This window comes from Acinetobacter sp. 70_2, assembly GCF_056736115.1.
In genome coordinates this window covers 127,379-152,073 of the sequence record NZ_JBWZIP010000001.1, presented here as the reverse complement: position 1 = coordinate 152,073, position 24,695 = coordinate 127,379, and the positions used below count along the sequence as shown (strand labels likewise).

General features: G+C 40.5%; 17 protein-coding genes. 6 read left to right on the top strand and 11 right to left on the bottom strand.

Going from position 1 to position 24,695, the window contains the following annotated elements; translation table 11 throughout:
* Window positions 1-620: 620 nt before the first annotated feature.
* Window positions 621-2,450, top strand: coding sequence for a GmrSD restriction endonuclease domain-containing protein (locus tag AC1PJ9_RS00620; RefSeq protein WP_311086436.1), 1,830 nt, complete (start codon window positions 621-623; stop codon window positions 2,448-2,450).
* Window positions 2,451-2,667: 217 nt separating this feature from the next.
* On the opposite strand, the gene AC1PJ9_RS00615 is transcribed toward AC1PJ9_RS00620, so the two are convergent.
* From AC1PJ9_RS00615 to AC1PJ9_RS00600, 4 genes are all read right to left on the bottom strand, one after another.
* On the bottom strand, window positions 2,668-2,952 hold the full coding sequence (locus AC1PJ9_RS00615) for a hypothetical protein (protein WP_311086435.1): 285 nt from the start codon (window positions 2,950-2,952) through the stop codon (window positions 2,668-2,670).
* A gap of 637 nt (window positions 2,953-3,589) precedes the next feature.
* A complete protein-coding gene (locus tag AC1PJ9_RS00610) occupies window positions 3,590-4,936 on the bottom strand; it encodes an OprD family outer membrane porin (RefSeq protein ID WP_311086434.1) in 1,347 nt (448 codons plus the stop codon).
* A 78-nt stretch (window positions 4,937-5,014) separates the two neighbouring features.
* On the bottom strand, window positions 5,015-6,400 hold the full coding sequence (locus tag AC1PJ9_RS00605) for an MFS transporter (RefSeq protein ID WP_311086433.1): 1,386 nt from the start codon (window positions 6,398-6,400) through the stop codon (window positions 5,015-5,017).
* 172 nt (window positions 6,401-6,572) lie between these two features.
* Window positions 6,573-7,517, bottom strand: a complete 945-nt coding sequence (locus tag AC1PJ9_RS00600) for a dihydrodipicolinate synthase family protein (RefSeq protein WP_000050871.1) — start codon at window positions 7,515-7,517, stop codon at window positions 6,573-6,575.
* A 187-nt stretch (window positions 7,518-7,704) separates the two neighbouring features.
* Here AC1PJ9_RS00600 and AC1PJ9_RS00595 point away from each other — a divergent pair, with 187 nt between their 5' ends.
* From AC1PJ9_RS00595 to AC1PJ9_RS00585, 3 genes are all read left to right on the top strand, one after another.
* Window positions 7,705-8,595, top strand: a complete 891-nt coding sequence (locus tag AC1PJ9_RS00595) for a LysR family transcriptional regulator (protein ID WP_200002242.1) — start codon at window positions 7,705-7,707, stop codon at window positions 8,593-8,595.
* A 203-nt stretch (window positions 8,596-8,798) separates the two neighbouring features.
* A complete protein-coding gene (locus AC1PJ9_RS00590) occupies window positions 8,799-9,506 on the top strand; it encodes a YoaK family protein (protein ID WP_039254153.1) in 708 nt (235 codons plus the stop codon).
* Window positions 9,507-9,654: 148 nt separating this feature from the next.
* Window positions 9,655-11,568, top strand: a complete 1,914-nt coding sequence (locus tag AC1PJ9_RS00585; RefSeq protein ID WP_311086432.1) for a lipase family alpha/beta hydrolase — start codon at window positions 9,655-9,657, stop codon at window positions 11,566-11,568.
* 55 nt (window positions 11,569-11,623) lie between these two features.
* Here AC1PJ9_RS00585 and AC1PJ9_RS00580 read toward each other — a convergent pair whose 3' ends face one another.
* The 7 genes from AC1PJ9_RS00580 to betI form a co-directional block, all read right to left on the bottom strand.
* Complete coding sequence (locus AC1PJ9_RS00580) at window positions 11,624-12,958, bottom strand: basic amino acid/polyamine antiporter (RefSeq protein ID WP_311086431.1); 1,335 nt, start codon at window positions 12,956-12,958, stop codon at window positions 11,624-11,626.
* A gap of 5 nt (window positions 12,959-12,963) precedes the next feature.
* Complete coding sequence (locus AC1PJ9_RS00575; protein ID WP_072618352.1) at window positions 12,964-13,842, bottom strand: homocysteine S-methyltransferase family protein; 879 nt, start codon at window positions 13,840-13,842, stop codon at window positions 12,964-12,966.
* Between the two features lie 215 nt (window positions 13,843-14,057).
* Window positions 14,058-14,528, bottom strand: coding sequence for a hypothetical protein (locus AC1PJ9_RS00570; protein WP_311086430.1), 471 nt, complete (start codon window positions 14,526-14,528; stop codon window positions 14,058-14,060).
* A gap of 90 nt (window positions 14,529-14,618) precedes the next feature.
* Window positions 14,619-16,259, bottom strand: coding sequence for a malate dehydrogenase (quinone) (gene mqo, locus AC1PJ9_RS00565; RefSeq protein ID WP_311086429.1), 1,641 nt, complete (start codon window positions 16,257-16,259; stop codon window positions 14,619-14,621).
* A 510-nt stretch (window positions 16,260-16,769) separates the two neighbouring features.
* A complete protein-coding gene (gene betA / locus AC1PJ9_RS00560) occupies window positions 16,770-18,428 on the bottom strand; it encodes a choline dehydrogenase (protein ID WP_004888295.1) in 1,659 nt (552 codons plus the stop codon).
* 95 nt (window positions 18,429-18,523) lie between these two features.
* Entirely contained in the window at window positions 18,524-19,996 is a 1,473-nt protein-coding gene (gene betB, locus AC1PJ9_RS00555) for a betaine-aldehyde dehydrogenase (RefSeq protein ID WP_311086428.1), read from the bottom strand.
* Window positions 19,989-20,612 carry a transcriptional regulator BetI gene (gene betI / locus AC1PJ9_RS00550; protein ID WP_000166965.1) on the bottom strand — a complete coding sequence of 208 codons (624 nt, stop codon included), beginning with the start codon at window positions 20,610-20,612 and terminating at the stop codon, window positions 19,989-19,991. Before betI ends, betB begins: the two co-directional genes overlap by 8 nt.
* 265 nt (window positions 20,613-20,877) lie before the next feature.
* On the opposite strand from betI, the gene AC1PJ9_RS00545 reads away from it, so the two are divergent.
* Together AC1PJ9_RS00545 and AC1PJ9_RS00540 are read left to right on the top strand one after the other, a co-directional pair.
* Window positions 20,878-22,500: a BCCT family transporter gene (locus AC1PJ9_RS00545; protein WP_087606739.1), complete on the top strand. Its 1,623-nt coding sequence runs from the start codon at window positions 20,878-20,880 to the stop codon at window positions 22,498-22,500.
* Between the two features lie 117 nt (window positions 22,501-22,617).
* Window positions 22,618-24,684: a choline transporter gene (locus AC1PJ9_RS00540; protein ID WP_077170077.1), complete on the top strand. Its 2,067-nt coding sequence runs from the start codon at window positions 22,618-22,620 to the stop codon at window positions 24,682-24,684.
* The last annotated feature ends 11 nt before the right edge of the window (window positions 24,685-24,695 follow it).

Genomic DNA, 24,695 nt, shown 5'->3' with positions numbered 1-24,695 from the left:
TCTAACATGAAATTTATATAATTAGCTATAACTGTTGTACTTTTAAAATATTATCTCATTGTTAATGAAAAAAAGTTTAGTTTCTTATGGAGTTATGACTATTGAAAAGAAGATAGTGATTCCAAATGAGTATGTTACTGTAAAGCGAACTTTGAAGGTCGATAATTAATATATTTAAGTTATCATCAGTTAGCTTTTCCAAAGGCCTCCATGCCACAACAGAACTTTAATTTTTTGCACTGATTTAAAGTCATCCACCGTTGCATCACATCGATAAGAAAGCTAAGTCAAATGCTCCGCAATGTTATTTTCATCACATCTTATATCCTATTAGTTATGCGATTTGATGCTAAACCACTAGGTGATATTTAAGTATGTAGTACTACTCGAGAATAGTACTGGTAAATGTTGGTTCTACTTCTAGCATTTCACCACGATGGTGTACTTTTACTTAGAGAGATACATGAAAGTAAATTTTATTCTAAAAGATGAGACTAGCCTAAGAAAATTTATATAGAAAAAATGATTAAAACTTTAGTAATAGATTGATGTAATTCATTGATAATTTTTTTATGTCATGTATTTTAGGCTCAAACATAAATAACACGTGATTTTTATACATGAGTAATTTTGATAGTACTAAAGAAAATTTAAGTGACATTTTAAAGAAAATTGTTGAGGGGAAATTACAGTTACCTGACTTTCAGCGTGGTTGGGTCTGGGACGATGCTCATATCAAATCATTGTTAGTAAGCATTGCACGGTCATTCCCTGTAGGTGCTGTAATGCTTCTGGAAACAGGAGGCGACGTAAAATTTCAAGTACGTCCTATTGAAAATGTGGAACTTGACAGAAATGATATAGAGCCTGAAGAGCTGATTTTGGATGGTCAACAGCGCTTAACTTCTCTAACCCAAGTACTGAAATTAGATAAACCAGTTAAGACATTTGATGAAAAGGGAAGAGTGATCAAACGTCATTATTATATTGATATTGAAATGGCATTGAGTGGTAATTTAGAAGATGCTTTCATTTCAGTAGACGAAGACAAAATTGTTAAAACAAATTTTGGTCGGGATGTTCAGACGAAAGAAAACGGCCAATTCGAAAAGATAGAGTTGGATTTTTCTACTATTGAAAAAGAGTGTAAAGCATTCTTTTTCCCATGTAATCGAATTTTTAATGCCAATGAATGGGAAGTAATTTTATTTAGAAACCATGCAAACAGAATTCAAGAATATATGGACTTCAGAGAAAAAGTTCTCGAAAGCTTTAGAAAGTATGCACTTCCAGTAATCAAATTGAATAAAGAGAATTCTAAAGAAGCAGTTTGTTTGGTATTTGAAAAAGTGAATACAGGTGGTGTTCCATTATCTGTATTTGAACTTGTCACAGCGACATTCGCTGCTGAAGGATATAATCTCAGAGATGATTGGTATGGGCATCCAGAGCGTAATCCAATTGGTCGTGCTAAAAGATTAAGTGATAAAGAACCTATATTAAAGTTGGTAGAACCGACGGATTACTTACAAGCTATTAGCTTATTAAGTACATTGCAACAGAAAAAAGCTGATATCGCAGCCAATAAAACTGGTAAATTTAGTACCCCAGTAAGTGCAAAGCGCGCAGCAATCTTAGGAATGTCATTAACTGATTATGAAAAATGGTCAAATGATATTGAATATGGTTTTATATTAGTTGCTAAGTTCCTGCGTAAGGAATGTTTTTTCTTCACTAAAGATTTACCATATCGTACACAGTTGGTACCTCTAGCATCGATTCTGGCATTACTTAAAGAAAGATGGTTAGAACCAAAAATCTATGAAAAGTTAAGTCAATGGTTTTGGTGTGGGGTACTTGGTGAGTTGTATGGTGGTGCGGTAGAAACACGTATCGCCAATGATCTAGAAGATCTTAGTAATTGGGTTTTAAATCCAGATCATGAGATCAGAACAATTCAAGAAGCATCATTCCAAGCACAACGCTTGAAAACGTTAAAATCTCGTTTGAGTGCGGCATATAAAGGTTTAAATACTTTGGTATCGAGAGAGGGTGCACAAGACTTCTTTTGGAAGGAGTCTGTTCAAAATTTAGATGTAGAAGAAGTTGCATTGGATATTCACCATATTTTTCCGAAGAAATGGTGTGAAGATAATGGGAAGCCTTCAAAAATATATGACTCTATCCTTAATAAAACACCAATTTCTTATAAAGCAAATCGTATGATAGGTGGTAAGGCACCATCGAAATATCTTAATGACTTGCAAAATCATAAGACTGTGTTGATGGATGATATGGGTATGAACAAGATCTTAACTACACACTTTATTGATCCTGAGTTATTAAGAGCTGACGATTTTGACGCCTTTATTGATGCTCGCCAACAGCAGCTACTTAAGATCATTTCTAAAGTAATGGGTAAAACACTTTCAGATGATAATATCGTTTAATGGCTTATTAAGGGGGCTTTAGCTCCCTTAATTTTAGTATTCTATTTTTTAAATATTTTTGAAAATGATAGATTATTATAGTCATTATGCAGATTTTATTTGAAGTAACTCCATACTTCCCCCAAGGCCCCCATGCCGCAACAGAACTTTAATTTTTTGCGCTGATTTAAAGTCATCCACCATTGCGACACAGAGATAGAGGAGCTAAGCCAAACGCTTAGCCCATGTCGTCTTTATCGCACCGCCGCATCACACTAAAAAAAGTAGGGGCAAAGTCCTGTGGGAGAGCAGGACTTTGCAAACTGACATGTTCTAGACGTTGCATGAGCTTATGCGAGTAAACTTGTTCAAGCCGTTGGTAAATACAGTCGCAACTGACTTGGGTGTGCCCACCAGACAGGCAAATTTCTTCAAAATCCTGCTGAGTGTGAATGTCGCAACCAGAAACACCGTAATCGCCTATTAAAAGGCTTAAAGCCAAAATAGGTTTATAAAGTTTCATATTATTCTCGTGATAATTTTCACTAAGTTATTAATAAAAAATAAGCCGCATATATTTAAAGTATTAAAATCATTTAAAAAGGGAGTAGTTAACCCGCCTGAAATACAGAAAAATAAAATGATTAAAATTTTAAAATAAAATTATTTATAAATTTAAAATATTTTAGGTGAGAGAAAGCCTAAATTTTAAATAAATAAAAAGTTTATAGGGGAGAGGGGATAAGTTTATATAGTGGCATGGTCAACTCCTAGAATTTATGGAGCTCTACCACCAAAGATCACCGTCAATTGATTTGGGTGGTAGAACGAAAAGGGGTTAGCAGACTGGGATCCAAGGAACCAGCACGCGCAAGCGCGTCCCCCTCCCGTCCTACCGCAAAGAAAAGGGACGCAAGGGTCTAACGACTTATAGTGGAACTATAACCCGCCATGGATCTACGGTCTGCTAAAACCGACTGGCAATGTAGGCCAGCGGGACCATAATAATCATAAGTTTTTAACAGGTCAATTCAATTTAAATAAAAATATTATAAAAATTTTAATTATAATTTTATATTTTAATTAAACTCAAAAGTTAGTCCATTAAAATAGGTAAATTAATAAATATAATAAAGTTAAACTAAACGTTTAACCTGCTCTTAAAATGTATAACGGTAATTAATAAATACACGGTGCTGGTCCCAATCTTTACGGGTCATGCCATTTATTTTCTCGCCTAGGTTTGCATTTTCAAACTTTGACTCATAATGCAAAAAAGAATAACGCACATCTAAGTTTTTTACCCACGGCAAGGCATAACTCACCGTAAAGTCAAAGTAACGCTCTTTACCCTCAATATCACTGCTGATGTTACTTTGGTGAGCGCCAAAGCCATAAATATACTTCGCTTCGGTTTTTAAACCTTTCACATAGTCTTTCCAGTTATATTTCAGGCGAAGGGCAACGGCGGTTTCATCGTTGTTGGTAAAGTCGGGGCCAATGGTCGCAGAGGTCGGAAACGGGTTGGTGCCGTGGTCTTGCGTTAAAACCGAGTTGCGGGCGGAGTGTACGGCAAAGTTATCTTCTATCCAAAAGCCATCAAACTTTGAAACGGCAATGCCACCTTCGAGATTATTCTTGGCCACATTTACGTCTACAAAATAACCATTACCACGGTTGTTAATTTCTTGGCCTTTGACACAGTCCAGCTCGGTTTCGGCACCGCATTTAAACAGCTTGCCATCATCACGTGAGAAAAAAGCACCTGTGTTAAATGTCCACACCAAGCCATGCAAGGGAAATTTATATTGAGCAATCGCCCCATACTTTTTTAAATAATCTTTGCTATTTAAATATTCGGCATTCACGCTCCAGTTTTTGTATTGATACTTGGCACCAAGCAAACCGACATAATCAATTCGCTCGTCATTTTCAGTCACCAGTTTTTCAAAAGAGTCCATGCTGCGCGGTTTCCAGCGGTCATAGTAAGCAATGTAAGTTTGTAGCTGATCATTCAGTTGAAACTGCCCACTCGCACCCGAAAAAGTGTCGGGTACTGCGCGGTTATTGGTGCTTTTAAGCAAGAGTGAATCGTGCAATTGGCGACCTAATTTAATTTCGCCTTTGTCGCCCAGTTTTGCCTTGATGTAGAGCTGCCCTAAAGTTGCAAAGTTTTGATCAAGCTTGCCGTTATTTTCGACCTCTAAAAGCTGAGCGCTAGGCTTGCCAGAGTCAAATAACTTGGTGACTGCATAGAGTGAGCCATCCACCCCAAGCCAGTCCCACAGGTAGGGTGACTGATAATTTAACTCAAGCCCTAAAGCGCTTTGCTCATATTCACTCGACGAAGGCGAAGGGTTCGCAAGCGTGGGGTGGGCGGTGCCTTCATCATTCCAGTAACGGGTGTTAAGTTTTAATTCTAACTTGCCAAATTGTTGAGGAAGCTCTGCATACGCATTGCTTACGCTGCCTAAACCAATACAGCCCCATAGCAAATATTTATTCATTTTAAATTCCTTTTTTAAGCATGAATAAGCCCTTTGCCTAACGCTTAGGTTAGGCAAGCTTTTTATGAAATGGATGAATTAAGGAGAGAGTTTTTCGAGCACTTGGCCTTTGGTTTCAATGGCAAACAAGAAGGTCACCAGACCACCAATGAGCGCCACAATGGCAAGCACACTAAACACGTATTGAATGCCATAGCCACCAACCACGAGGCCTACCATAACAGGCCCAATTGCAGAGCCTGCACGTAACCAAGCGGTACTAAAACCAATGCCCATCGCACGTAGGCGAGTTGGGTAAAGTTCGGCAGCGTAAAGGTATAAAGAGAATGAAATAGTTTGCAAAATGGCATAGCTAATTGTTGCGAAAATTACAACTTCCATTGCCGATTTTGCGCCTAAAACCGAGAGGCTCATGAGTGGAATGATCGCCAAGAAAAACGCTGCACTGTACCAAGGGCGACGGCCGACTTTATCAATCATTAACGCACAGATAATAGAGGCAATCACACCCACGCCCGAAGTAATCCAGCCATAACCTAAACTGGTTTGAAGCGATAGACCAAAGTGTTGTTTGTAAAGAGATGGCAGCCAAGTCACCATGGCATTGTTCACCATATACACGCAAAACCACATGCCCCACAGGGTAAAGGTACGTTTACGGTAGATGCCACGGAACAGCTCGCGCCAGTCGGTTTTTGCCATGCCTTGCGGGTTAATTTCTTTAACCACAGGTTCAGGCAAAGTTTTACCGCTTTTGATGGCACCATCTTCAAAGCTTTTAACGACTTGATCTGCTTCTTTAAAACGGCCTTTTGAAGCAAGCCAGCGTGGTGACTCAGGTAAGAAAAAGCGTAAAGGAATCACTAGTAAAGAGGGAACGAGGCCCACAATAAACATGACTTTCCAGCCGTAAATTGGCATCAGGAAAAATGCTGCCATGCCTGCAAACATAAGACCGAGTGGGAACAAAACTTCATAGAGCAAGAAAAACTTACCGCGCTTTTCTGCACCAATAAACTCATTAATATAGGCACTCGCAACGGGCACTTCACCGCCTGTTCCAACACCTTGTAAGAAACGGAAAATTAACAGCGACATTCCGCTCCAAGCAAAAAGACAAGAAATGTCCATTGCCACAAACAGTAAAATGGTAAAAGACAGCACTTTTAAACGACCGACTTTTTCGGCAAGAGAACCAAAGAAGATCGCACCGACCAGTTGCCCAACATAGCCCGCAGCAATGATCGCGCCGACATAGGCAGGCGTCAGGTGCCATTCGGTTATGAGTTGGGGTAAAGCAAAGGCAATCGCAAGAACAGTATAAGCGTCAAAAAAGGTCGCGATACCGATGGTAATTCGCATAAATTGCAATCGTCCGGTGACGGGTAGTCGTTCGAGTCTTGCAATAATTTCCGCATTTTTTTGATGATGACTAATTTGTTCTACATCCGCTAGATTTGTCATCTTATATCTCCTTATCACTACATTCCTCGTAGTTTTGTTGTTCTATTTCGCACTACCTGTTCACCACAGTTTGCATGCTTTTTATTATTGTTTTTAAGAGACATGCCCGATGTTTGGCCTCAGGCAGCGTACAGGAAAAAAAGGCTAGCGTATATGCTAGCCCGAATGGAATTTAAGCAACGGCTTGGGTTAAATCGACCTTGCCAATTCCGGCTTGACGCATCGCATCATGAATTTCTTGCTCAGCACCATCTGCAAGTGGAAGCAGTGGTGAACGCACAGTGGCATGGTCCAAAATTCCGCGAGCAACCAGTGCATGTTTAAGTGCGACCGTACCTTCCATGTGTGAACCGCGGTGATAAACATTGCGAGTCACTGGTAATAGTTGATCGTGAATCGCACGAGCTTTAGCATAATCTTTGGCTTTACCTGCTTTAATCATTTCAATTAACAATTCAGGGGCAATGTTGCCATAGCCAACCAAAGCGCCGTCTACATCAAACATGGTGTGAAGCAAATATTCATCGTGGCAGGTCAATACCTGTAAGTCTGGGCGTTCACGGCGAATAATCGGAATTTCGACATCCCAGCGACGCATATTACGCACACCATTTTTCATGGCAAACACACCTGGCTGTGCAGAAATATCGAGTAGGGTGTCTAGGTCGTAAGTGGCTTTAGTCGCATCTGGATATTGGAATAAAATAGATGGCAAACCACTTTCTTCATAAATTGCTTTATAGCGGTCTTGTGGTGCACCTTTTTGATAGCCAAAACGCAACCAGCCGTGTGAAGGGTAAATTAAGCCTGCTGAAGCACCCGCACTTACGGCACGTTTTGCTTCTTCTGCTGCAACCGAAGTACCTTCGAGTGTAATACCAGCGATTACCGGAATTTTGTCATCTACAGATTTAACAAAGCTTTCGATGACCTGCATTTGTTCTTTTTGCGACAAGAATGTTCCTTCACCTGCATGCCCAAGAACAACCAAGCCTTTCACACCATCAATACTGCCTAACCATGAACCTAAACGTTGAATTGCATCATGGTCTACTTGTCCATCACGGGTAAAAGGAGTCACAGGTGCTGGGGTTAATCCACGTAAATCTAAACTCATAATCGTACTTCCTATACAGTGTAATTAAATATTCTCTGGTTCTTAATCTGACTTAAATCGTGTTGTAGAGAACATGATTGGAGTATAGAAATAGGTGAGCTATGTAGGAATTACCAATTCTTGAATTTCAGTTATACTGAAAATGTATAGCTCAAAATGCTGCCTATTTACGATTTAGGAAGAATCGATGAATTATGAATTATGGAAAATATTTTTAGATGCGGTGGAACTGGGTAGCTTAAGCAAAGTCGCGATGCTGCATAACACCAACCAACCGCAAATTAGTCGGCAAATGAACGAGCTTGAAGCGCAATGTGGCGGTCGTTTGTTTAACCGAACTGGCCGCGGTGTTGAGCTGACCGACTTAGGCCAGCATTTACTTCCTAAAATTCGTTCATGGCTGAACGTAACCGACCAACTCAATAATGAAATTTTGCACTCGACCGATACCCCAATTGGTACGGTTCGTATTGCCAGTTTGCCGTCTACTGCACATCCGTTGTTATCGACGTTGTATAAAGTGCTTCAAGAGAAATATCCCTTAATTAAACTGTCGGTACGTGAAGGGCAAGGTGTGCATTTAGAAAAATGGCTTGAAGATGGCAGCGTCGATTTAGCCATACTCTATCGGTTTAACCCAACGCCTAAACAGGGCGATGTTTATCTTACCCAAGCCGATACCTATTTGGTCGGCTGTGAAGGTGATGCGCTGACTCAGGCCAATGAAGTCGAATTTAAAGCAGTAAGTGAGTTACCTCTGGTCACCTTTTGCAGGCCAAGTAACTGGCGCAATTTTTTAGACCACATGGCCTATGAAAATGGGGTAGAGCTGAATATTATGTTTGAAGCCGACTCGATTAGTTTGCAAACCCATTTGGTTTCCGAGTCTCGCATGTACACCATGCTGGGGCCGCAAGCGTTAAAGAAGGCCAGCCAATACACCTCAATTCAAGCCGCAAAAATTATTAATCCTGCGCTCAAGCGCTATATTTCTTTGTCTATTTCTAAACATGGCTATTTAACGCCCGCGTGTAAGGCGGTGATGGAAGAAATTAGGGATTTGGCTGATTTGCTTTAATCAAACCGTAACTTTATGACTGATACTGTTGCATGGTGCGCATCATAATTGTTGCTATTTTGAAGACAGTGTTGCGACATTAAACAGTCTATGTTTTTACATGCTTTTTTGTTTTTATAAATGCTTTAGCTTTGATTTGTTTTTAAATATTTAAAACATCTTTGTAGTGAATTTAATGACTTTAAAAGAACAGGATGCTGCTTATGCCAGAGACCTCAATTCAACAAGAGACACAAAGTACATGGGCACTATGTCGAGATCCTGTTTTACTGACTATGGTGGGTGGAGCAATTGATACCATTGGCTTTATTGCGTTATTTGGTTTTTTTACCGCGCATGTCACGGGTAACTTGGTACTGGCAGGAGCGGCTTTGGTGAAAGGTGGTACAGGTGTCTGGATTAAGCTTGCTGCTATTCCATTGTTTATTTTGACGGTGGTGATTACCAAACTGTTAATTGACCGTAGTCAGGTTAAACACAAAACACTGTCTTATTTATTTTTATTTGAAGCTATTTTCCTGTGTGCCTTTATGGTTGCTGGGCTTTACTTTGAGCCATTTAAAAATGCCGATGCGATTACTGTTGCTATCACGGGTGGCCTCGGTTTAATTGCCTTAGCTATTCGTAATACTTCAAGTAAAACCCTCATTAAAAATATTAGCCCAAGTACCATGATGACAGGCAACACCACCCAGCTTGGTATTGATATTGCCAACTTGCTTAAAAACAATAACGCAGCCAATCGGGCAAGTCTGCTTAAAAGTGCCAGTATTGTCATTGGCTTTGTGATTGGTGCTTTTATGGGGGCTGTGCTTTATGTCTATTTTGACTTTTGGAGTGTAGCGCCGTTTATTTTACCTATCCTTTATTTTTCTTATTTGGCTTCACAGCAGAAGTTTAAACAAGCTTAAACAGAGCTGTTGAAAGAGCCTGAATTTAAAAAAATTCGGGCTTTTATTTTTTCTATAACGCACCATTGAAGTTGAGCTGAAATTGTTCGTTCACAGCTTTACAGGCATAATGACGAATGGGGAAATACATTCGATAAAGGAATGCACAATGACAAAGTCTGGCCATTATTTAGTGCTTGCAATAATGGGACTGCTTAGCGGTTGTCAGGTCATTCATTTAAAAGAAAGTAACTTAAGCAGCGCTTTAAAAAGTAAAAATGAAAGCATTTTGACCGACAATACTTTAAGCCATCAAACCCAAAACTTGCTGTATTTGGTCAAAGAAAATGAAAAGTCTTGTCTGCAAAATTTTGACGATTGTTTAAAGAAAATTCAGGGGCTGTCTGAAAATAGCAGCCGAGAAGAACGTTATGCTGCGCTGAGTGAAATTTACTTAGCCAAAGCTTTAGATGTGGGACGTAGTAGCCAGTGTAATGTTGGCAGTAAAAATAATAGCTGTGTCGAGCAAGAGTTAGCACTGTTTGATAAAAGCTTGCGTTATAGCTATGTTTATTTGTTTGACTCTGAAGAGTCGCCGTTCGATCGGGTATTTGACCATCGGCAAAATCAGGTACGTATTTTTTATAACGTGGCTTTGTCAAAGCTTATGACCACGTATTTTAATCATTTAAATACGCTTTATTTCCCACCGCTACTAAAAGCAGATGGGCATGAGTACCACGTTAACTTTGATCATGCAGTAGATGTACAAAATATTGAAGTCGATACCTTTCGCTCTAGCTATAACATGAACTTTTCAGGGTTTAATACCGTCAACCGTAAGGACGGTTTAGGAGCCGAGTTTATTGTTGGTCGCAAGGAGCATGATGTAAATCATGGTTTTATTTTAGACCCCGATGCTTTTTACGCTCACCAGAGTAATCCGAACATACATTTACCACGCTTCTTTCCAGTAACTGCCATTGCCTACCCAAAACAAAAGGCCACAGCCGATCAGATCATTGCTGGGGCAGATTTGGAAATTTCCATGTTCGACCCATACCGACAGGACCGTGTAAAAGTTGAAGGTGTGGACTATCCACTCACGGCAAACTATTCAGCACCTTATGGGCTTTGGCTGTCAAAATATAATTTAGGTGCAGCAGGTTATTGGTCTTTAATTAATAAAGAAGCCAATTTGATTATGCCGCATTTATATATGCTGGAACCCTTTAACCCGAATAAGAAAATTATTGTGTTTGTTCATGGTTTGGCAAGTAGCCCAGAAGCATGGGTGAGTCTAACCAATGACATTATGGGCGATGCCGAATTAAGAAATAACTATCAAGTTTGGCAGGTATTTTATTCAACCAATATGCCGATTTTTGAAAGCCGCTTTCAGATTTACTCATTGTTGAATCAAGCTTTCCAAAACGTTGCTAAAGACAGCTATGCTGCTCATGATGCCGTGTTGGTTGGGCATAGTATGGGTGGAGTGATCAGTCGCTTATTAGTAAGCGATGCCGATATTTCAGAGCAAGCCATGCAAAAAATGAATGAAGCCCAGCTAAACCGTTTAAAAGAAAATCCAGTGGTGCTAGAGCGTTTTCAGTTCAAAGCTTTGCCTTATTTTAAGCGGGTTGTTTTTGTTTCGGCGCCGCATCATGGTACTGACTATGCTGACCGATGGTTTACCCAAATTGCCCGTCGCATTATTCGTTTGCCTGCTGACTTTTTTATTGCAGTTGAAATGAGAGATGAAAAAAATACCAAACTCAGAAAAGGCTTAATTGAAAATGGAGCGAGTAATTTAAGTCGTTCATCTAACTTTATGAAGCTCACTCAAGCCATTCAGCCATCGTCCAATGTGGTGTATCACTCGATTATGGGCAATATAAATGGTACGACAGATAAGTCAAAAATGAGCGATGGGATTGTGCCGTATCAAAGTTCACATTTAGGTGGAGAGCAATCAGAACTGATTATTAAAGGTGGGCATTCAATACAAACTAGCCCTGAGGCGATTTTAGAATTACGCCGTATTTTAAGGTTGCATTTAAAGCAGTCACAGCCTTCAAAATAGAAAATTTTGTTTTTAGAAAACCACTGCTGAAACGACTCAACAGTGGTTGAAATGATTAATTAAGCTGATTTTGTTTGAGTGATTTTTTATGCTCAAAGTAGCTAATTGAAAAAATAACCAAGCCGACCAAATACAACACGCCAGACAACAACAGTAAGTCTAAGCCTGCGGCATAGAGCAACCAAAGCGCATAAATTGAAGCGACACTTGCAATGGCAATATGTGGCATACGTTTGTGGCGAATGGATTCTTTTAGATAAAAAGCCGACACCAGAAAATAAGGCAGCAAAATCATTACCGATGAAATCAGTAAAAGCTGGGTGTAGTTTTTATTGAAAAAATACACGGCAATGAGGGAGCCTTGCACCACAATGGTGGTGAGCCAAAGCGATGAAATGGGTACATTATTTTGATTATTCTTTAAAAATAATTTCGGGAATGCACCATTTTTTGCCGCCAAAAATGGAATTTCAGTCGCAAATAACGTCCAGCTTAAATAAGACGAAGAAACTGAAATAATAAGCCCGATGGTTATAACGATAGTACCCGGTAAGCCGATGAGCTGCTGCAAAATAGTCGCCATAGATGGGTTATGCATGCCTGCAAGTGCTTCACGACTTGCCACACCATAAGCCAGTACTGTGACCATGATGTAAAAACTTAACGCTAGTAACACACCTAATATAGTCGCTTTACCAATGTCATGACGCTTTTTTGCGCGTGATGATAAAACCACAGCACCTTCAATACCGGTAAATACCCAAAGGGTAATCAGCATGAGGTCTTTTACTTGTTGCCAAAGCGGAACTTTTAAAGAGAAGTCATTTAAGTTGAGTTTGAACAAATCAAACTTAAAGGCAATAAAGGTAAAGAAGATGAAAACCACCATTGGAATAATTTTGGCAATGGTCGCCAGTAAATTCACAATCGCAGCTTCTTTAATGCCTCGACTCACTAACCAGTGCACCAGCCATACAAAAATGCTTGATCCAATCAGTGAGTAGAGCGTATTACCCTCACCAAAAATAACGTGGTCTTTGCTGTCGGTAAACATGCCGACGCCTGAAAAGGCAATCACTACATAACCGACAATACCAATGGTAGTACACAACCAATAGCCCCACGCCGAGCAAAACCCGATGAGGTCTCCAAAACCTTCCCGCGCATAGTTATAAATACCACCGTCAAGATCTGGTCGTTGACGCGTTAAATGCAACAATGACAGGGCTAAGAAAATAATGCCGACCCCAGTAATGAGCCATGCAACAAGAAGGGCAGAGCCGTTAGCGACTTGAGCCATATTTTGGGGTAGGCTAAATACGCCTGACCCCACCATAGAACTAAAGACCAGCGCTGTAAGAGACAATAGTCCAATTTTGGCAGCAGACATGGTATTTATTCTTTAAAAAATTGAGAAAGTTCAGCAATGTGTTCTGGTCCGATACCACAACAACCGCCAACTAAACTTGCACCTGCTTTCTGCCATTGTTTAGCAAAACCAAGATAAGCTGGAGCATCTAAGTCTTTACGAATTTCATCCAGACCATCGTTGGCTGTAGCGCTTTCATCTTGCGGTGGGAAAGCGTTGGCATAGGCGCCAATTTGTACAGACTCTGGAATGAGTCCTTTAATCTCATTAATCGCTTGCAAGATCACTTCAGGTTGGCAGCAGTTAAACAACACTGCTTTGGCATTGGATTGTTTGATGAAATCAGCCACTTGCTGCATGTTTTCGCCTGAACGAAGTAAAGCTTGTTCTTGTTTAATTTCATCTTGCAGCGTAAATGACACCCAATAGTCCTTACCATCTTGTGGCAATAACGCGTGTACTGTTTCAACTTCTTTTAAGCAAGACTGAGTTTCAGCGAGCCAGAAATCTACTTCTGGTGCCAATGTGTTAATGATAGGCTCAGCTAGGTTTTTAGCCTGTTCTGGTTGGAACAAGTCTGCACGGTAAGAACCAAATAACGGTGGTAAGCAGCCTGCGATTTTGACATTTTTACCGCTTTCTTTAACTGCATTTTTCGCTTGTTCGATGGCAACTTTAATTAAACGTACGCCGTCAGTTTCAAAGCGTTCCTGACCAATGTGAAATGGTACAACTGCGTAGTTGTTAGTCGTGATGACTTCTGCACCAGCATTGATAAAGTCGAGGTGGACTTCTTTTACTGTTTCAGGTGCTTCAATAAGTGCTAAAGCAGACCATTCTGGTTGACGAAATGGAGCGCCACGACGGGCCAATTCACGGCCTAAACCGCCATCTAAAATTTTCATAAATTACAACATAAAGGGAGAAAAATAATTCAGCTAATCTAACGCGTAGGTGTATTCTATTCAATCACTAATATGCTCGATATATTTCAAAAAAAATGAGATGGTTATGAAAATTTTTTCTTAAAAGGAATTCTGTAGATGCTGTTCAGTTTTACTGATGAACTTCACGTGAAAATGAGCGTGTATTGGTTGGCAAACATAGAATGAAAACGATCTTACAAAGCGCCATATTGTTGCCAGCTTTCACCTGTATGCTGTGTTTTATAATAGGTTTGAAGTTGTTTAAGCTGTGAAAAATGTATACCTGACCACACCAATAAACTGATCACTATTAAAACCTTAAATACATTACTAAGTTTATTTAGGCGGGAAAAAGCTAGTAGAACAAAAAATAGTGCAGGTAAAAATATAAAGAACTGGAGAGGTGAGAAAAATAGATGAGCTGTGCTGAAATATAACGCGACTGCACTTAGCAGTATATTTAAAACTGAACAGATTCTCTGGTACTTGCCGAGCTTAAATGCATAGGCAGTGATAATAAATAATATGGCTGAGCTGACATAAATTGCTGTACCACCAATCATCCACATATAAAACCCGCTTAACAAAAGATAAGCCAGTAGCAAAACAAGTACGAGTTTAAAACAAAATGACAAGAGGCGAGGTGATGCGTTTAAAGGCGTCATAGCGAATCTATATCTCAACTGAGGTCTTAAAAAAACAAAAGGACGAATCGAAATTCATCCTTTTGGAGTTTTATTTATACATCGTCAAACTTAGTTTGCTTTTGCAACAGGGGCAGCAGCAGTTTCATCGTTTGCAGCTTTGAACGGAGATGTATAGTTCAAGCCAAGCGTAGAACTTGTGTACTGACGAACTTTGTCGAGTAACACTGGGTCTTTGCTCAAGTCTTGCTTATAAGAAACCACGATTTCATGAAGCTTTTGGTTCCACTTACCTTCAGTTTGCTGAGGGAAAGCTTTTTCAAGCAAGTTAAGCATGATGTATGGAGAAGTCGAAGCACCCGGAGACGCACCTAACAATGCAGTTACAGCGCCGTCTTTAGAAGCAAAGATTTCTGTACCGAATTGAAGTGTCGCAGGTTTACCCGGTTCTTTCTTGATGATCTGAACACGTTGACCACCTTGGCTTAAACGCCAGTCTTCAGCTTTCGCATCTGGGTAGTATTTACGAAGTTCATTTAGACGGTCTTGGTCTGACATCATCACTTGGCTGACCAAGTATTTAACAAGATCAAGGTTTTCCAAGCCAACAGTCGTCATTGGTAAAATGTTGTTTTTGTTGGTTGATGCAAGTAAATCAAGCTGTGAACCATTTTTCAGGAACTTGTTTGAATACGTTGCAAATGGTCCAAACAATACATATTTTTTACCGTCGATATAACGTGTATCAATATGTGGTACAGACATTGGAGGCGCACCAAGTTCAGCACGACCATATACTTTTGCAGTATGTTGAGACGTAATTGCTGGGTTATCAGTAATTAAGAACTCACCACCTACAGGGAAGCCAGCATATTGTTTCGCTTCTGGTAAACCAGTAAGTTGCAATAATTTAACCGCTGCACCACCTGCACCGATAAACACAAAACGCGTTTTAACGTGATCTGTTTTACCAGTTTTCAAATCTTTAAAAGACACAGTCCAAGTTTTGTCATCATTTTGGCTGATGCCAGTCACTTCAGTTGAAGTCTGTAATTTGAAATTTGGGTTTTGGTTTAAGTGTTTCACTAACTGATTCGTGATTGAACCGTAGTTTACGTCTGAACCAACTTCCATACGAGTCGCTGCAACTTTTTGAGTTGGGTCACGATCGTTCATCACCAAAGGTGCCCATTGCTTAATCACAGCTGGGTCTTCAGTAAATTTCATACCTTTGAACAACGGGCTTTGAATCATGGCAGCATAACGTTTTTCTAAGAACTGAACGTTATCGCCCCAAACGAAAGCAATGTGTGGAACAGGGTTAATGAATGATTTTGGTTCAGCTAAAACGCCTTGTTTTACCTGATATGACCAGAACTGTTTAGCGACTTCAAACTGAGAAGCAACTTTTTCAGCTTTGACAATTTCCATCTTACCGTTTTTTTCTTCGGTATAGTTCATTTCCATAAAGCCAGAGTGGCCTGTTCCGGCATTGTTAAAGCCGTTTGAACTTTCTTGAGCAACTTGGTCAAGACGTTCATACATACGAATTTGCCAATTCGGTTCAAGCTCAGTGAAATAAGTACCGAGAGTGGCACTCATGATGCCGCCGCCAACAAGAACAGCATCAACAACTGGCTCATCTTTTGCAGTTTGTACTTGTTTTGACGCAATTGGTCTAAACAAGAAAACAATACCTGCAATTAAAATAAGAATGATTAATACCAGAAGGTATTTCAAAAACTTTTTCATGTAAGGGGGACCTTAAAATAAGTTATTTGAGTCACTTAAGGTGTGAGGAAACCTAGACAGCGTATCCAGACAAAATGGATATAAATGCGAAAGTAAAATTCTCCAAAACAGAGAACTTTAAAAAAAGAAAAATTACTTGGGATTATCGCAAACACTCTATATTTTAGACTAATTTTGCATTGACAAGACAATTTTTATAATAAATGGGGTTCATCAAAATCATAAATATGATTTATATTTGACCAAATTAAGCTTTTGTAAGATTATTTTTTGCTGATATTTTGATTTAATTATTTGATAATTAATGATTAAAATAATTTTGGTTAAACTTGAATCATTTGAGGATAATTTGCCTATAAAAATAGATTAATTTTTATTTCATGCCATATTTATGTAAATGTTTAGCTTATAGCCGCTTATTTTTTGTCATACATAGTTCTTATTAATGCTTGTGCAGTACCTATTAAATTAAGGGCATATCTCTGTATAGGAAATATGCCCTTAACGGTTTTATGACGCGACATAGAACGGTGCAGTTGAACGTGGCAACGCTTCACGCCCACGAATTTGGTCTGCAATTTTCTCGGCAATCATAATGGTGGTTGCATTTAAGTTACCGGTAATAATGAGCGGCATAATTGAGGCATCAACCACACGTAAACCATTCATACCGTGTACACGGCCTTGACCATCTACAACTGCCATCTCATCTTCACCCATCTTACAGCTACAAGACGGGTGGTAAGCCGTTTCTGCATGGTTACGAACAAAGTCATCAAGCTCTGCATCGGTTTGCAAATGTTTGCCCGGGCTAATTTCATCACCACGATATGGGTCAAGTGCAGGTTGCTGCATGATTTCACGTGTAATACGAATTGCATCACGGAACTCACGCCAGTCTTGTTCAGTCGACATGTAGTTAAACAAGATACTCGGGTGCGCAAACGGGTCTTTCGATTTAAGTTTGATACGACCGCGTGAAGGCGAGCGCATTGAACCCACATGGGCTTGGAAGCCGTGTTCTTTTACTGCATTACTACCGTTGTAGTTAATGGCAACTGGTAAGAAATGGTACTGAATATTTGGCCACTTAAACTCATCCGAACTACGGATAAATCCACCCGCTTCAAACTGGTTACTTGCACCAATACCTGTGCCGTTAAATAACCACTCGGCACCAATCGCAGGTTGGTTATACCATTTCAAGGCAGGGTATAAAGAAACGGGTTGCTTACATTTATACTGTAAGTACATTTCTAAATGGTCTTGCAGGTTTTCGCCTACACCCGGCAAATCATGAACCACATCAATGTCCATTGATTTTAAGAAGGTACTTTGACCTACGCCTGAGCGCTGTAAAATTTGCGGTGACGCAATTGCGCCTGCGCAAAGTAATACTTCGCGTTTAACCAAGGCACGTTGTAAGTTGTTTTGATCAGCACCAATAATGTATTCAACACCAATCGCTTGCTTTTGGTTAAACAAGATTTTGTTGGTCGTCGCGTGAGTCAAAATAGTCAGATTTGGACGACCTTTTGCCATATCCAAATAACCACGTGCGGTACTTGAACGGCGGCCTTTAGGCGTAACTGTACGGTCCATTGGACCAAAACCTTCTTGCTGGTAACCATTTAAGTCATCAGTACGTGGATAACCTGCTTGTACACCAGCTTCAACCATGGCATGGAATAGCACGTTATTGCCATTTTTTGGCGTAGCCACTGATACAGGACCGCTATCACCGTGGTAGTCGTTGCCACCAATGTCACGAGTCTCGGCTTTTTTGTAGTAAGGCAAACAATCGGCATAAGTCCAGTTTTCAAGGCCTTTATGGGTCGCCCATTGTTCTAAATCCATTGCGTTACCGCGGATATAGCACATGCCATTAATTAAAGATGAGCCACCTAAACCTTTACCACGACCACACTCCATACGACGGTTGTTCATGTGTGGCTCTGGGTCAGTTAAATAAGCCCAATTATAGCGACGACCTTGAAGAGGGTAGGCCAAAGCTGCCGGCATTTGTGTACGGAAATCCAAGCGATAATCTGGTCCACCTGCTTCTAAAAGTAGAACGGTGGTATCTTTGTCTTCAGTAAGACGCGCAGCGAGTACATTTCCGGCAGATCCTGCGCCAATAATAATGTAATCATATTCTTTAATATTCATAACTATCCTTTTTTTACTAACAGTTTGCCTGAGCAATCTATAAAGACTGCTCGGCATATGTGATTTAGGTTGAAGTGTTTAGAGCGATAGGGGCATTAAAAAATGCTTTGATAATCGCCAAGTTCAACTTGAATAGATTTGATACGGGTATAGTGCCCAAGCGTGGTTAAGCCATTTTCGCGGCCTACACCAGATTGTTTATAGCCACCGACTGGCATCTCGGCAGGCGATTCGCCCCACGTGTTAATCCAGCAAATACCAGCTTCAATCTGGTGAATAATGCGATGAGCGCGGCTAATATCTTGAGTGACAACGCCAGCAGCTAAACCAAAGGTGGTGTCGTTGGCACGACGGATGACTTCTTTTTCGGTTTCATAGCTTAAAATGCTCATGACAGGTCCAAAAATTTCTTCTTGAACAATGGCCATCTGGTCAGTGCAATCGCTAAATACTGTCGGTAGTACATAAGCACCTTTGGCAAGCTCGCCTTCGGTCGCACGACCACCACCAATTAACACTTTAGCGCCTTGTTGTTTGCCTGACTCAATGAAAGACAACACTTTTTCCATATGAGGGAAGCTGGTGAGCGGACCGAAGTTGGTGTCTTCAGCCATTGGGTCACCAATGCGAATACGTTTTACACGCTCTACCACAGCTTTTTCAAAGTCGGCTAAACGTGATTGTGGGACAAATACGCGCGTACCGTTAGTACATACTTGACCCGAGCTAAAGAAGTTCGCCATGACTGCAATATCTGCGGCACGGTTAAGGTCGGCATCTTCACAAATAATCAGTGGTGATTTACCACCAAGTTCCATGGTCACTTCTTTTAAGGTAGAGCCAGCAGCACTTGCCATGACTTTTTTGCCAGTTTCCACACCACCAGTGAATGAGATTTTTTCAATCACAGGATGTTCAGTGAGCGATTGACCAATTTCACGGCCAGCACCTTGTACCACGTTAAATACGCCGTCTGGTAAACCAGCTTCTGTATAGATTTCTGCAAGTTTAAATGCAGTGAGTGGTGTGGTTTCGCTTGGCTTGAAAATCATAGCGTTGCCGGCTGCAAGAGCAGGGGCAGATTTCCATAAAGCGATTTGAATTGGATAGTTCCAGGCACCAATACCTGCAACCACGCCTAAAGGTTCGCGGCGTGTATAAAAGAAACTTGATTCGCGAAGTGGAACTTGTTCGCCCTGAATAGCTGTTGCAAGCCCTGCGTAGTATTCGAGTACATCTGCACCAGTCACAATATCAACTGTAGATGTTTCGCTGTAGGCTTTACCGGTGTCGAGTGTTTCAAGACGGGCAAGCTCATCATTACGTTCACGGAGAATATCGACAGCACGGCGTAAAATACGTGAACGCTCCATAGCGGTCATGGCTGCCCAGATTTTTTGTCCTTGTTGGGCACTTTTTACAGCAGCTTCAATATCTTGTTCAGATGCCTGTTGAAGAGTCGCGATAATTTCGCCGTTGGCAGGGTTAATACTATTAAATGTTTTACCACTGGTTGCTTCAACGTAGCGTCCATGGATATACAATTGATGAACTTGTACATCACTCATTTTGTCTCTCCTGCAAAGGCTTGTTCGCAAATTGCAATTGCGTTTTTACATAATCGTAAGCAATGGAACGGGCCAGTTCGCTGTCAAATTCATTGTGACGGCTTAAACTGCCACGTAGCCATAATCCATCAATCAATGCTGCCAGACCCCTTGCGGCAACACTGGCCTGTTGTTCATCCATTAACTTGAGAAAATAAAACTTCAAGTTGGAATACAGGCGTTGATCATTAATCTTTTGCAAACGGCTCAGGTCCGGTACATGCATGCTTGCAGACCAAAAGTCTAACCAGACCCGCATTGCTTTTTCATTTACCTGACTAATGTCAAAGTTAGAGTCAATAATTGCCTTAATCTGGCTTTCCGGATGCGAATCTGCTTCTGCTCTGTACTGTTCGGTTTTCCGACGCAAAACATTGAGCATTTCTTGCATACAGGTATTTATTAACCCTTGTTTGTCGCCAAAGTAATGGCTGACAATACCGGTCGACAACTCGGCTTTTTTTGCAATTTGTGCAATGGTGGTATTGGATAACCCCACTTCATAAATTACGTCGAGTGCAGCGTTCATAATCTCTTCACGGCGCACATGCTCTGGTTTTACTCTGCGTTTTGTCATGATTGTCCACATCAGCACTTTTACGGGTGCTTTAAATTCAGCATGTTAACTTGCAGAGCATCATAGCACTTTTTTTATCATACTTGTTATTGATTGAACGTTCAATCAATAACAAGTATGATGTGTAAAAATCAATGAATTTTTGAATCTTACTTCGGGGTAGAAGAGATAGAATCAGAAGTTCTTACGGATAGGATGATGCGCATAAGTCCGGTACTTATCACGTTATTTTGGAAAAAATACACCGATTGCAAGGAGCAATAAGATGGTGTTGAAAAGTGATGGATATTCTTCAGACCATATTCGGTTAAATCGTTTTGTATTTTGGAGTTCGGCAGTCAGTATCGGCATTTTTGGCCTATTATTTGTGCTGTTTCCAGAAAAAAGTCAGTTTTGGCTGACCTATGTGCAAGAGCAAGTAAACCACTTTTTCGGGTGGTATTACATGTTGGTGATTGTGCTGTGTTTAGGCTTTGTGGCTTGGCTTGCCTTCTCAAAAGTAGGACAGATTCCTTTAGGAAAAGACCACGACAAACCTGAGTTTGGCTATTTGGCTTGGACCTCAATGCTGTTTTCGGCAGGTATTGGTATCGCGCTACTTTATTATGGTGTTGCTGAACCTGTTGACCATTTTCTAAGACCACCCGAAGGTGAAGCAGGTACTATTCAGGCCGCCCGCAATGCTATGACCTATAGCTTTTTGCATTGGGGTATTCATGGCTGGGTGCTTTATGCTTTACTCGGTGTGACTTTAGGTTACTTTGCTTTTAGACAAGATTTACCGCTTGCATTGCGCTCGGCGCTCTATCCAATTTTCGGAGAGCGAGTTCATGGGCTAGTTGGCGATTTTGTCGATGGCTTTGGTATTTTGGCGACCGTTATTTCTTTGGTGACCAACTTAGGTATTGGTGCTTTAGTGTTGGTTTCAGGTATTTGTTATTTAATTCCTGAAATACCACATAGCTCTGCAACCTTAATTACAGCTGTTCTCGTCATGATGAGTGTGGCGACCATCACAACAGTAGTGGGTATTGAAAAAGGTCTGGCATGGTTATCGCGTATTAATTTGCGTTTGCTCTATGCTTTACTTTTATTTGTATTTTTAACAGGACCGACGAACCATTTGTTAAATGGTCTTGTTCAAAATGTCGGTGATTACCTCAACAATTTTATGGGTAAAAGCTTTGATATGTATTTATACAATCAAAAAGCCAGTGGGTGGTTGGGTTCATGGACTGTGTTTTATTGGGCATGGTGGATTGCTTGGGCACCTTTTGTAGGAATGTTTATTGCCCGAATTTCCAAAGGCCGAACCATTCGTGAAGTGGTTTTGGGTGTATGTCTCATTCCATTAGGTTTTACCTTGGCTTGGATCTCGATTTTTGGAAACACCGCAATTCATTTTATTCTCAACCAAAAGCAGAAAGCTTTAGGTGATATGGTTTTAAGTGACCCAGCGTTGTCATTATTCAAATTACTCGAATATCTCCCGTTTAATCCGTATATTGCCGGGATTGTTGTTGTAATTTGTTTCGTTTTATTTTTGACCCCTGTTGGGTCTGGTACACTAATGATCGCCAATTTGTCCTCGAAAGGGGGCACCAGTGATAGTGATTCACCGATCTGGTTACGCATCTTTTGGTCTGTGGTCATTACCATTGTAAGTATCGGCTTATTATTAGCAGGTAGTTTTAACTCCATGCAAAGTGCAGTGGTGTTATGTGGTTTACCATTTTCAGTCATTATTTTGCTTTATATGTTTGGTCTAGCCAAAGCCTTAAAGCAAGATGATTTTGACCCGAATGTTGCGAAAAAGCAGTTAGCTATTTCAAAAGACATTTCTATTCCATCGAATTGTGACCAGAATAAAGTGACTGAGGTTTTATAACCTTGGTTCATCACATTTATTTATATTTTTTGCGTTCAAAGCAGTCTTTTCATTATTGTTAAATAGTGAAAAGACTAAATTGAATATTTTATTTTTCTTCTATTCCTTGAGGATTGTATGGCAACAGATAATCCAAGAGCAGTTGATGATTTAACATTATCTAAATCTAAAAAAGACCCGCTTAACCGTGTGGTTTTTTATATTTCAGCTCTAATCATTTTAATCTTTTCTCTCGTTACTTTTTTATTTAACGATTTCGCAAATCGAACCATTAACACCGTTCTTGCGTGGGTAACGTCAACATTTGGCTGGTATTATTTACTAGCTGCTACGCTGTATATGGTGTTTGTAATTTTCATTGCCTGCTCACGATATGGTGAAATTAAGCTTGGTCCTAAACATTCAAAGCCTGAGTTTAGTTTACTGAGTTGGTCTGCCATGCTGTTTTCGGCAGGTATTGGTATCGATTTAATGTTCTTCTCGGTGGCCGAGCCATTATCTCATTATATGCAGCCACCTGTTGGCGTAGGCCAGACCTATGAAGCAGCACGCCAAAGTATGGTGTGGACGCTGTTTCACTATGGTTTGACCGGATGGTGTATGTATGCCTTGATTGGTATGGCACTCGGTTATTTCAGTTATCGCTATAACTTGCCGCTGACCATTCGTTCTGCACTTTACCCAATTTTCGGGAACAGGATTAATGGGGCTATTGGCCATAGTGTGGATACTGCCGCCGTCATCGGGACAATTTTTGGTATTGCGACCACCTGTGGGATTGGCGTAGTACAGCTGAACTATGGTTTACATGTTTTATTAGGACTGCCAGAGAATATCTGGATGCAGTTTGCACTGATTGCCATTGCAGTCGGTATTAGTATTATTTCAGTGACATCCGGGGTAAATAAAGGCCTTCGGATTTTGTCTGAAATCAATATTTATGTATCGATTGGTCTTTTGCTATTTATTTTATTCTTGGGCAATACCGAGTTTTTACTCAATGCGCTGGTACAAAATATTGGTGATTATTTAACTCGCTTCCCAACCTTAGCCTTACAAAGTTTTGCCTTTGAACAACCTAAAGATTGGATGAGCAGTTGGACCTTGTTCTTCTGGGCATGGTGGATTGCTTGGTCGCCATTTGTAGGGTTGTTTTTGGCCCGTATTTCTAGAGGCCGTACTATTCGTGAGTTTGTGTGCGGGACTTTAATTATTCCTCTGCTATTTACCTTAACGTGGTTATCCATTTTTGGTAATAGCGCATTGCACAGTGTTATTTTTGAAGGCAACCAGACTTTAGCTGCAACGGTATTATCCAATCCGGCACATGGTTTTTATGACCTGTTAGCGCAGTACCCAGGTTTTACCTTCATTGCTTCAATCGCGACAGTGACAGGTCTTTTGTTCTATGTGACTTCTGCCGATTCGGGTGCATTAGTTTTAGGTAACTTCACGACCAAGCTTACGCATATTGATAATGATGCACCGCGTTGGTTAAGCGTATTCTGGGCAATTGCCATTGGTTTATTAACGCTAGCCATGCTGATGACCAACGGGATTACCGCTTTGCAGAATGCAACCATCATTATGGGACTACCGTTTAGTTTCGTAATGTTCCTAGTCATGGCTGGTCTTTATAAGTCGCTTAGACTTGAAGATTACAGGCATGCCAGCCGAAGTATGAACGCGGCACCTGTGGTAGGTAACGTCGATATTCTCAATTGGAAACAGCGTTTGACTCGGGTTATGCATCATCCGGGAACGACTGAAACCAGACGGATGCTCGATACCGTTTGCCAGCCTGCCGTTCAAGCCGTTGCTGATGAACTTATTAAGCAAGGTATGAATGTAGACGTGCAGCAAACACCACTTGAAGATGAAGAGGCGCTATATCACCTTGATATCACCATTCATTTGGAAGAAGAGCAAAACTTCGTGTATCAGATTTGGCCTGTCCGTTATAGCGCGCCTAACTTTAGTCAGCGTGTAAAACGAGGCAAACAGTTCTATTACCGTCTCGAAACCTATCTTTATGAAGGTTCTCAAGACAACGACCTTGTTGGTTACAGTAAAGAACAGGTTATTAATGACATTTTAGATAAATATGAAAGACATATGACGTTCTTGCATATTAATCGTATTAGCCCTGGGAACCGTCCATTATTCCCAGATCCGCAAGCTTAAGGGGAATATGC

Excerpts from the sequence above, each read along its gene's own strand:
- betA (WP_004888295.1), bottom strand. The coding sequence starts at position 18,428 with ATGAATATTAAAGAATATGATTACATTATTATTGGCGCAGGATCTGCC.
- betI (WP_000166965.1), bottom strand. The coding sequence starts at position 20,612 with ATGACAAAACGCAGAGTAAAACCAGAGCATGTGCGCCGTGAAGAGATT.
- AC1PJ9_RS00600 (WP_000050871.1), bottom strand. The coding sequence starts at position 7,517 with ATGAGTTTAGATTTACGTGGATTAACCCCAGCACCTGTGACTCCTTTT.
- AC1PJ9_RS00605 (WP_311086433.1), bottom strand. The coding sequence starts at position 6,400 with ATGACAAATCTAGCGGATGTAGAACAAATTAGTCATCATCAAAAAAAT.
- AC1PJ9_RS00570 (WP_311086430.1), bottom strand. The coding sequence starts at position 14,528 with ATGACGCCTTTAAACGCATCACCTCGCCTCTTGTCATTTTGTTTTAAA.
- AC1PJ9_RS00590 (WP_039254153.1), top strand. The coding sequence starts at position 8,799 with ATGCCAGAGACCTCAATTCAACAAGAGACACAAAGTACATGGGCACTA.
- AC1PJ9_RS00575 (WP_072618352.1), bottom strand. The coding sequence starts at position 13,842 with ATGAAAATTTTAGATGGCGGTTTAGGCCGTGAATTGGCCCGTCGTGGC.
- AC1PJ9_RS00545 (WP_087606739.1), top strand. The coding sequence starts at position 20,878 with ATGGTGTTGAAAAGTGATGGATATTCTTCAGACCATATTCGGTTAAAT.
- AC1PJ9_RS00615 (WP_311086435.1), bottom strand. The coding sequence starts at position 2,952 with ATGAAACTTTATAAACCTATTTTGGCTTTAAGCCTTTTAATAGGCGAT.
- mqo (WP_311086429.1), bottom strand. The coding sequence starts at position 16,259 with ATGAAAAAGTTTTTGAAATACCTTCTGGTATTAATCATTCTTATTTTA.
- AC1PJ9_RS00610 (WP_311086434.1), bottom strand. The coding sequence starts at position 4,936 with ATGAATAAATATTTGCTATGGGGCTGTATTGGTTTAGGCAGCGTAAGC.
- AC1PJ9_RS00580 (WP_311086431.1), bottom strand. The coding sequence starts at position 12,958 with ATGTCTGCTGCCAAAATTGGACTATTGTCTCTTACAGCGCTGGTCTTT.
- betB (WP_311086428.1), bottom strand. The coding sequence starts at position 19,996 with ATGAGTGATGTACAAGTTCATCAATTGTATATCCATGGACGCTACGTT.
- AC1PJ9_RS00585 (WP_311086432.1), top strand. The coding sequence starts at position 9,655 with ATGACAAAGTCTGGCCATTATTTAGTGCTTGCAATAATGGGACTGCTT.
- AC1PJ9_RS00595 (WP_200002242.1), top strand. The coding sequence starts at position 7,705 with ATGAATTATGAATTATGGAAAATATTTTTAGATGCGGTGGAACTGGGT.
- AC1PJ9_RS00540 (WP_077170077.1), top strand. The coding sequence starts at position 22,618 with ATGGCAACAGATAATCCAAGAGCAGTTGATGATTTAACATTATCTAAA.
- AC1PJ9_RS00620 (WP_311086436.1), top strand. The coding sequence starts at position 621 with ATGAGTAATTTTGATAGTACTAAAGAAAATTTAAGTGACATTTTAAAG.